The sequence below is a fragment of the Algoriphagus sp. genome, from assembly GCF_024642405.1.
In the GTDB taxonomy this organism is placed as follows: Bacteria; Bacteroidota; Bacteroidia; order Cytophagales; family Cyclobacteriaceae; genus Algoriphagus.
The window spans coordinates 1-9,391 of record NZ_JAHEBC010000008.1; the positions used below are offsets into that span (position 1 = coordinate 1).

The window sequence follows — 9,391 nt, forward strand, 5'->3', positions numbered from 1 at the left end:
TGGTGTAACTATCACCTAGTGCCAAGTAGGATAATTTATAATTTTCGTCCATTATAATTTCAGTTTCTTTCTTTGATTCTTGGCATCCTACAAGAAAAAGAAATGCGATCAATATAAATGAATTTTTCATAGTGATTCTTAGGATTCAAAAACGGACTCAATCATTGTAAAAGTTCCGGCATCAGCATCCATTTTTACGGTAGCTCCAACAGGCACAATAAACTGTTTTGAAATATGGCCAATCATCGCTCCGGTATAGGCTGGAATATTTAAAGGCAATATATAATCATCCAAAACTTGATCCACGGTCAAAGAACCATAGCCGCCACCAGGCTCACAATCACTACATTGACCAAAAATAAATCCCTTAATCTGACCCAAGGTTCCATTTAACTTCAAAGTACTCATCATACGATCGATGCGATAAGGATCTTCTCCAACATCTTCGATAAAGAGGATGGCGTTCTTAAAATCAGGATAATATGGACTTCCGGAAATTGCTGTCAAAACGGTCAGGTTGCCTCCAAGAATTATCCCTTCTACCATACCAGATTTTATGGTTTGGGTTCGATTTGACTTGGCTACCAGGTCATCATTTTTGGAGATTTCATTTTCAAAACGGATCATTTCCTTTTTGAAAAACATTTTTTCAAATTGCTCCACGTTAAATGGATTCCAACTCCCTGATCCATTAGGCCCATGAAAAGTAATCAAACCTGTCTGAGCTTGAATAGCAGAATGAAGTGCTGTGATATCCGAATAACCTAGCAAGGGTTTTGGGTTTTTTGAAATCAATTTATAATCGATCATTGGCAAGATCCTGGCAGCACCGGATCCTCCTCGGATACAAATGATTGCTTTGACTTCAGGGTCTGCAAACATTCCATTTAAATCTGCCGCCCGTTCTTCATCGGTCCCAGCTAGATGCCCTCTTCTGTTTTTCGCATTTTCTCCAAGCTTCACCTGAAATCCCAAAGCTTCCAAGGCTTCCTTTGCAAAGGTAAATTGCATTCTGTCCGCTGAAGCAGCCGATGGACTGATGAGTCCTACGGTATCACCTTTTTTGATACCATGGGGTTTTAATGTTCTAGCATAGTCTTCCTTATTTGGAATTGTAAAAGAGAGTGCCGCGGCCGAACTGGCCATTAAGCCAAGAGATTTTAAGAAATCGCGTTTTTGCATTCGATTGGTTTATTTTCGAAATGTGAAAATAAGTTTTTTTTATCGCTTGACTCAAGAGGAAAGGGACAATTGGTAGTTTCTTATTGTCACCCTATCTTAAAAGCATGCATAGGCTTTATTTTATAATGAATGGGATTCAAAAAATAATTGATTCAAGTCATTTCGTCAGGAAGGAAAAATCTAATTTTGAATGGACCTGAAGAATATGAAAAAACCCGATCTAGAATCTAAATCGGGCTTTTTGATAAATAATCCTGTGATTTTACTTTCTTTTCCCAAAAACTACTCCGATTGGTGTAAATAACTCTTCGCTTTCTGCGATGTTAATTCCATCCTCAGAGTTACTTGTTCTGGCAGCTTCAGATGGAGCAGGAAGCTCATAACGCTCACCAACAGTTGCTGCACCATAGCCAAGATCTCTTACAGAACCTGCTGTGATTCTGCTTAATGGGTTATCTACACCGCCATTTAGGAAGCCAGTCATAAGTTCATTAAACAAAGCATCCTCATCCCAATGGCCAAAAGAAGTTCCTTGACGAATAAATGGAGTTCCATCAGGTCTGAAAAACACGCCTTCCACTGGTAGTAAACCTTTACCACCTTCAGTTTTCCAGAACAAATTACCCCTATTGCCTAGATAATCCGGATTAAATATTTGCTCGATTGTATTTAGGTTGATTAAATTTTCGACATCAAATCCAAAATCTCCAAGTCTCCAAAGTGTACCAATTCCCAAAACATGGCCCATTTCATGGAGAATGACATTTTCAAATTGATTTAGTTCATCTAAATATTCTAAGTCTGCCACATCAAATTCCATTATTCCTGCTAAAGATGTAAAACCCTCAGTCGATTCGAATTCAGCTCTAATCCATGTCGGACCAGCTCTTCCTAAAATACCCAAAGGACCATCTATCTCTCTCAGGTTGACTTCTATGACAATATCATCCAGAACTCCCTCGGAAGTTACTACATCTGGCTGACCTGGATAGAAAGATGGAATAGTTACTCCTGTCAGATCTGCTTCATCTTTGATAATAATTCTTTCCCAACGTTCTACTGCTGATTCGAAAACTTTTCTTTGTCTTTCTGTTGGTTCAACTACAAATTTCAAATCAATATTGAATCTGACTTCATCAGAAGGGATCCCTCTGCTTTGTGCATTAGTTGCTTCTCCTTCTGAGGAAGTTTCCAAAAATGTCCCTTCTATTTGGATCAGGTTGGGATTTAATTTCGATAGCGCTTTATCGGTTACTACGTTGGTCAGATCCGAAGTATCAGGATCATTTTCTACCGTGGAACAGGCAGAAAATAAAAGCCCGCCGGACAAGGCCAAAATTAAACTTAGCCGCGTTAGGCTAAATTTCCATTTTAGTTGTTTCATAAATTTTTGATAAATGTTTAAAAGATGAATAAAGAATTAATTCTTCAAACAAGATTCAGCTAAAGAAAAATTAAAGCTGGATACAAATTATTGAAAGAATTTCATGTTAATGTAAGAATAAAAAACATTTGTATCAATTTTAAAAACTTTATTTAGTGTTTAAAAAACAATTTTAAGTCAATCGGGATAATACGCTACCTTAAGTTTATTTTTCAGGTTTTATGTATTCCTAAATCAACTTTTTTCCTAGAGACTATCGTTCAAATCCAGCTAGTGTAAGCCTATAACATTCGTAACTCTGAGATAATTGATTGACAGTTTCCTCCCAAACTTCCCCTGAAGAAGCAAGACCCGGAATCAAAAGATTGGGTTGACCGCTTCCACTGACTTTCACAGCAAAAGACCATTGTGCAAAAGAAGAGAATACTAGTCCAACTATCAGAAGGTATAGAATCAGGTGTTTTTTTATGGTTTTGTTGGTTTTTGCTTTTTAGACCATGCGACGATAGATTCATTACAACTTCATAAATAATTTTTCAATAGTTGATAGACTTCTTAGAATTAAATATTCTGACTGGACATTCTACCTTTTGAGAAATAAGAGATTTCTCCTCGTTTGCTCTCCAGTTATAAAAATACAACCGCTCTAAGCATTTATCATATCTACGCATTAATATTCTTTAGAATTTGAAAATTTCCTTTCTAAGCCCAGTCCAAAATCACATCCTTTGAGCCTTTGCGTGAGATTCTGTGGTCTTTACGGTTTATAAAGAAACCGCCTCTAAGTTTGGACGAAATAAGGTTAAGGTTATCATGACGAGATTGCTTCGTTCCTCTCTCGGTATGACGGTCAAAAAAGACATCCAACATCTCGAGCCTTCAACCTACCTACGGCAGGCAAGCTTCCCACTTTAGAGCATGTCCCTTACCATAACCATTACCTTTTCCATTTCTCTTCTGACTTCGGAGGCTTTATAAGGATAGTTGGAGTTCATAAAAGCAAAACAATATAGTTTGCCCGATTTGGTTTTGATCAGGCCGACTAAACTATGGTTATTGCTCATAGTACCGGTCTTTGCAAATATATAAGGAGTCTGTGCTTGATAGCTATTTTCAATTGTACCGGAAACTCCTCCGGTGGGTAAGATGTCAAAAAGTTCCTGATCAGGCATCATACGGTAGATTTTTTCAAACAAGGTTACCATAGATCTCGGAGTCATCAGATTATGTCTGCTTAGCCCAGAACCATCTACCCATTGAGGTTTATCAGGCAGGTCAAAAAGGTAAGTCTTGAGCATGTATTCTATAGCTCTCTCAGTATCCAGTCGCTGGAAAAGGCGATCAGAAACCATCAGTATGAGTTGCTCAGCTAGAAAATTATCACTTTCCAGCATCATTTCTTTTAGAATAGGAGCGAGAGGAGCACCTCGCCATTCTTGGTGGATTTTTGGCAAACTATCTGATTGATAAACCCAGGTTTTTCCTGTTGCTTCAGTTGCTAGTTCAGTGAATAACTCCGGAGTCGATATAAAAGGAATAAATTCCTCGCTTCCTCTGAAATTATTAGGGTTGTAATAAAATCTGTTTGAGTGAAAATCGCGCTCCAATTCTCGAATACTTCGGCTGGTGGTGAAGACAGATGATTGGAAACGGGCAGGGGAAACGATGGGTTTGTTACCGGATTTTTTAACCTGAACCAAATTACCATAAATCGGAAGTGAAGTACGCTCGGCTGAATAATCATAATAATAATCATCCCATTGCCATCCATAGCCAAAGGCCGGAGCATCTTGATTAGAATCGGAAAAGATGACAGTATTAAAAGGGGCTATGAAGGATTTGATATCTGGCTGATAGAGTTCTTTATATTTCCAACTAGGATCACCCGATCCCCAAATTCGGATAGTGTCTTCATTAGTGACATATCGAATGGTCTGTGTAGAATCATTTAGAATTATCAGGCTTGAGAAAAGAGTAAAGAGTTTGGTAGTAGAGGCAGGAATAAATCGTTGTTCACTATTTCTTTCATAGACTACCAACTGATTGTCCAAATCATACAATTCGAATCCAGAAAGATGCTTTGCAAAAAAGCTCTGTTCTCCTACAGCCTGTTCCAGTTTTTCGTATTGTTCTCGATTGAGTTGGGCATAAGAAATACTACTAACAAGGTATAAAAAAACAAAAACCGATAAGGAGATTCTAGTCAACGACAATTTGATCATTTCTTAATGCTGCATAAAATAAACCCAACCAACCCAAGATGAAAAATACTCCACCTAAGGGTGTCACGGCTCCCCACCAGGTAATTCCTGTCAAAGACAAAATGTAGAGAGAACCAGGGAAAATGACAATTCCTCCGATCATATTCCAGACACTGAATTGGAGGCTTTTCCATTTTGGGCGAACCAGCTGAATAAGACCTATGAGTGCCAAAGCTAAGGTGTGATAAAAGTGGTATTTGACTGCTGTTTCAAATGTTTCCTCTCTTCCGGTAGAAGCTAGTATTTCTTGAAGCCCATGTGCGCCAAAGGCTCCAAGTCCCACCGCCAAGGCGCCTGAAAGTGCTGCGATCATAATTATTTGCCTTCCGTTCATATGTTATTTTTTATTCACCAAAATTTTCGAAATGTTCAAAGATCTAGTTTTGTCATTCGAGGTTCATCATTCATTTTTCGATGTTGGTTCAATTCTATGTTTTCGTCTTTGTCCTCCTGCGAATTCTATTGGTTTCCAAAGGAAAATTCTGGGCAGGAGGGATTGTTTATTGATTATTTTTTACCCTGGGTTGAAACCCAGGGCTATAGGTATTTCATGCCTACTGCATACTTTCGGTTTTCATTTTTATCCAAGATCGGACTTCCTATTTGAAATTTTACCTTCATTATTCGGTGTTAATTCAATTCTCTGTTTTTGTCTTTGTCCTCCTGCAATATTGCTTCTTTTCTAAAAGCTAATTCGGGGCAGGAGGTGGGTCAATGTTCTTTTTTTTCCAGGGTTGAAACCTTGGGCTATAACGATTGCAAACCTTCGGCAGGCCTTCCTAAATTCTAGATTCAACTAATAGATTTCATACCATGTTCCACTTAATATGTAAACCTTTCAGCTTTTTCACTTAAGCATTCATACTTCAAACTTCCCAACTCCATACCTCCATACCTCCATAATTTCCACTTCCTACCCTCTAGTCCCAAAGATCGCCGATCCTATTCGCACCATCGTGCTTCCTTCTTCCTGTGCGATGAGATAATCGCCACTCATACCCATGGAGAGCTCTTCCAACTGAACGAATGGTGGTAAGCTTTCATTTTTTAATTCTTCAAAAAGACCTTTTAAGCTTCTGAATTCTTTTCTGATTTGATCTTCATCCTCAGTAAATGTGGCCATTCCCATCAATCCTTTGATAGTCACGTGGCTAAGATATGTGAAACTCGAATCCTGAATCATTTCTTTAAGTTCTTGGGCATCAAATCCGAATTTGCTTTCTTCTTCTGCGATATGAATTTGCAGCAAAACTGGAATAACCCGATCGATCTTTTTCCCCTGCTTGTTTATTTCCTTTAGTAATTTGAAGGAATCAACCCCATGAATCAAATGTACAAATGGAGCAATATATTTCACCTTGTTGCTTTGCAAATGGCCAATCATATGCCATTTGGTATCATCAGGCATCTCTGGTTGTTTGACTTGGATTTCTTGAACTTTATTCTCTCCGAAATCCCGTATTCCGCACTTATAAGCCTCTTTGAGATCAGAAAGAGGTTTGGTTTTGCTTACTGCCACTAATAGACAGTTCGGATTAATAAAAGTTTTTTTTATTGCTTCTAGATTGGCTTTAATGTCCATTTTCTATTTTTATGCTTTACTTTTTAATTATTAGGCCTAAAACAAAGATATGGCGATCATCAGTACTTTACTAAAAAGAGGTATAAGACTCCGAGAAAGTTTAGAACAGGAATATTCTATGCCTCTCGAACTCCAACGCAATACGCTCAAGAAATTATTAATCAAAGCGAATCATACCGCGATAGCATCAAAGTATGATTTCTCAGCAATTCTTAGAGGTTTCAAACTTGGGAACCATGAATTCTATGATCGGTACAAAGCTCAGGTTCCTATTTACGATTACAATAAAATACATGCCGAATGGTGGTATTTATTGCAGGAAGGAAAGCGGGATGTAACCTGGCCGGGAGGAGTAAGATATTTTGCTTTGAGTAGTGGGACATCCGGTGCTACTTCTAAATATATTCCGATCACTTTGGACATGGTTAGAGCAATTCGAAAAACCGGAGTTAGGCAGATTTTATCTCTTTCTAAATATGATCTACCGAATTCTCTATTCACCAAAGGAATTTTGATGCTAGGGGGAAGTACAGATCTGGAATTTAACGGAACCTATTTCTCGGGTGATTTGAGTGGTATCACTGCAGGTAGACTCCCTATTTGGTTTCAGCAATTCTACAAGCCGGGAAAAAAGATTTCAAAAAGCAAAAACTGGGGAGAAAAGCTAGATCAGATTGTCAAAAAAGCTCCTCATTGGGATATCGGGATCATTGTGGGTGTTCCTGCTTGGCTTCAGATCTTGATTGAAAAGATAATTGAGGAATATGGAGTCAATAATATCCATGAGATTTGGCCGAATCTACAGATTTTCGTTCATGGTGGCGTTTCATTTGAGCCTTATAAAAAGGGTTTTGAAAAGCTTTTGGGGAAGCCGCTAATCTACATTGAAACCTATTTGGCCTCCGAAGGATTTTTGGCTTTTCAGGCCTTACCGAATCGCAAGTCTATGCGATTAGTATTAAATAATGGGATTTTTTATGAATTCGTGCCTTTTACTGAAGAAAACTTCGATGATGAGGGAAATATCCGTGATACCGCAACTACTTTAAAAATTGATGAAGTAGTAGAAGGGGTAGATTATGCGCTTTTGATCAGTACATGTGCAGGAGCCTGGAGATATTTGATAGGAGATGTGGTGCGTTTTGTTTCCAAAGAAGAAAGTGAAATTGTCATAACTGGTAGAACAAAACATTATTTGAGTCTATGTGGAGAGCATTTGTCAGTGGACAATATGAATAAGGCCATTGAGTTAGCTTCAGAGGAATTAAATATTTCGATTCGGGAATTCACTGTTTTGGGAGTTCCTCACAAAAATCTTTTTGCGCATCATTGGTTTGTAGGTACTAGTGATAAAGTGGATTCCAACGACTTAAAAAAGTCTTTGGATAGACATTTGAAAGCACTGAATGATGACTATGAAGTAGAACGGAAACATGCGCTGAAAGAAGTAAATGTGGATGTGGTACCATCTTCCTATTTTTATGAATGGATGAAAGTGAATGGAAAAGAAGGAGGTCAAAATAAATTTCCGAGAGTTCTAAAAGGTGAGAAATCCGCTTCCTGGTTGGAATTCATCAAATCAAAAAATAAGATTTCATGAATCCCGCATTGATTGAAGGTGTAAGTATGGGGCTTTTGCTTTCTGCATTGGTAGGTCCTGTGTTTTTTACTTTGATCCAAAGCAGTTTGACCCATGGTTTTCGCTATGCTGCAGTTTTGGCATTGGGTATTTTAGCAAGTGATAGCATCTACGTGGTATTCACTTTTTTCGGGGTTAAGTTTTTGGCAGATGCCACTTATTTTGAACTGGTATTAGGCTACGTGGGAGGCATGATTTTGATTGGTTTCGGGATTAGTTCTTTGTTGCGGAAAAAAGTTTCTCGACCTAATTCCGGAGGTCTGGATTTTCCTCAAATCAAAAAAAGATCAGCCTTTATTAAGGGATTCAGCATCAATGGAATCAATCCTTTTGTACTCTTATTTTGGATCTCCATTGCGAGTATCGTTCAGATCAAAGATTCTTTTGGGACCTCCGAAATATGGTTTTACTATCTGGGGATTTTAGGAACAGTATTTAGTATTGACCTTTTAAAAGCATTTATAGCAAAACAACTTTCACATTTGGTGACTCCTAGAATGATGGGATGGCTTAACAAAGCTGTAGGCCTGATCATGATCGGATTTGGAATCAGAATGTTAATTCTTACTTATCTGAATTAATTCAAGCCATTTAATACATTCATTAGTTTCTCGCGGACCTCAGAAGCAAATTTTCCAATTTCAGGATTATTTACAACTCCCATAGCAGTAGAAGGATCCATAACAGATACATCATATTTTCCTTCTTCAATTTCCCTGATTACTACATTACAAGGTAAAAGAGTTGCTATTTGTGGGTCGATTTGCAATACTTTATCAGCAAAAACCGGATTACATGCTCCTAAGATTAAAAATGGTTTATAGTCCTTATCAAGCTTTTTCTTCATAGTCGCCTGAATATCTATTTCGGTTAAAACCCCGAAACCTTCTTTCTTAAGTAGTTCTTCTACTCTATTTCTTACGTCTTGAAGAGAATTTGCAGATAGTTGTTTTGATTGAAAGTAGCTCATGTTTTTCTTATTTAACGCCCTAACTTACCAACCAATTGTTAATTTTTCAGTGCGATTTATCACATCAGTTTAAATTAAGTAGAATGCTGCCATTCAAAACACTTCATCGATATATAAGTTTTGATTCTATGAGAAACAAACCATTTCTTTTTTTATTAGTATTGACTCTGATGGTTTTTTTTCCTTGGGATGCTTTCTCTCAAGAGATTCCAGACTTGAATAATTTTAACGAAACCAGGATAAATTACAATCAATCTGGAATGATTATTTTGGGTTCCTGGGCATTGGGAAATATCATCTGGGGAGGAATAGGAGCCGGTAATTCTACAGGGCAGACCAAAGCTTTTCACCAAATGAATATTTATTGGAATTC

General features: G+C 37.8%; 8 protein-coding genes and 1 pseudogene. 3 read left to right on the forward strand and 6 right to left on the reverse strand.

Going from position 1 to position 9,391, the window contains the following annotated elements:
• Positions 1-138 precede the first annotated feature (138 nt).
• From Q0L68_RS01350 to Q0L68_RS01370, 5 genes are all read right to left on the reverse strand, one after another.
• Positions 139-1,182, reverse strand: coding sequence for an LD-carboxypeptidase (locus tag Q0L68_RS01350; RefSeq protein ID WP_296698320.1), 1,044 nt, complete (start codon positions 1,180-1,182; stop codon positions 139-141).
• Positions 1,183-1,444: 262 nt separating this feature from the next.
• Positions 1,445-2,566 (reverse strand): hypothetical protein, encoded by a 1,122-nt coding sequence (locus Q0L68_RS01355; protein ID WP_296698322.1) that lies wholly within the window; start codon positions 2,564-2,566, stop codon positions 1,445-1,447.
• A gap of 911 nt (positions 2,567-3,477) precedes the next feature.
• Positions 3,478-4,788 carry a D-alanyl-D-alanine carboxypeptidase gene (locus Q0L68_RS01360; RefSeq protein ID WP_296698325.1) on the reverse strand — a complete coding sequence of 437 codons (1,311 nt, stop codon included), beginning with the start codon at positions 4,786-4,788 and terminating at the stop codon, positions 3,478-3,480.
• Entirely contained in the window at positions 4,766-5,161 is a 396-nt protein-coding gene (locus Q0L68_RS01365) for a DUF423 domain-containing protein (protein ID WP_296698329.1), read from the reverse strand. Before Q0L68_RS01365 ends, Q0L68_RS01360 begins: the two co-directional genes overlap by 23 nt.
• A gap of 579 nt (positions 5,162-5,740) precedes the next feature.
• Positions 5,741-6,409, reverse strand: a complete 669-nt coding sequence (locus tag Q0L68_RS01370; RefSeq protein ID WP_296698332.1) for a YggS family pyridoxal phosphate-dependent enzyme — start codon at positions 6,407-6,409, stop codon at positions 5,741-5,743.
• Positions 6,410-6,458: 49 nt separating this feature from the next.
• On the opposite strand from Q0L68_RS01370, the gene Q0L68_RS01375 reads away from it, so the two are divergent.
• Complete coding sequence (locus Q0L68_RS01375; protein WP_296698335.1) at positions 6,459-8,009, forward strand: GH3 auxin-responsive promoter family protein; 1,551 nt, start codon at positions 6,459-6,461, stop codon at positions 8,007-8,009.
• The gene (locus tag Q0L68_RS01380; RefSeq protein WP_296698337.1) at positions 8,006-8,629 is read left to right on the forward strand and encodes a LysE family transporter; all 624 of its coding nucleotides are present in this window, start codon (positions 8,006-8,008) and stop codon (positions 8,627-8,629) included. Before Q0L68_RS01375 ends, Q0L68_RS01380 begins: the two co-directional genes overlap by 4 nt.
• Here Q0L68_RS01380 and Q0L68_RS01385 read toward each other — a convergent pair.
• Positions 8,626-9,018 carry a DUF302 domain-containing protein gene (locus Q0L68_RS01385; RefSeq protein ID WP_296698340.1) on the reverse strand — a complete coding sequence of 131 codons (393 nt, stop codon included), beginning with the start codon at positions 9,016-9,018 and terminating at the stop codon, positions 8,626-8,628. The two genes, Q0L68_RS01380 and Q0L68_RS01385, sit on opposite strands and share 4 nt — an antisense overlap.
• An 83-nt stretch (positions 9,019-9,101) precedes the next feature.
• Between Q0L68_RS01385 and Q0L68_RS01390 the strand changes: the two are divergent.
• Positions 9,102-9,391 (forward strand): annotated as a pseudogene (locus tag Q0L68_RS01390) (hypothetical protein); the annotation flags it as partial.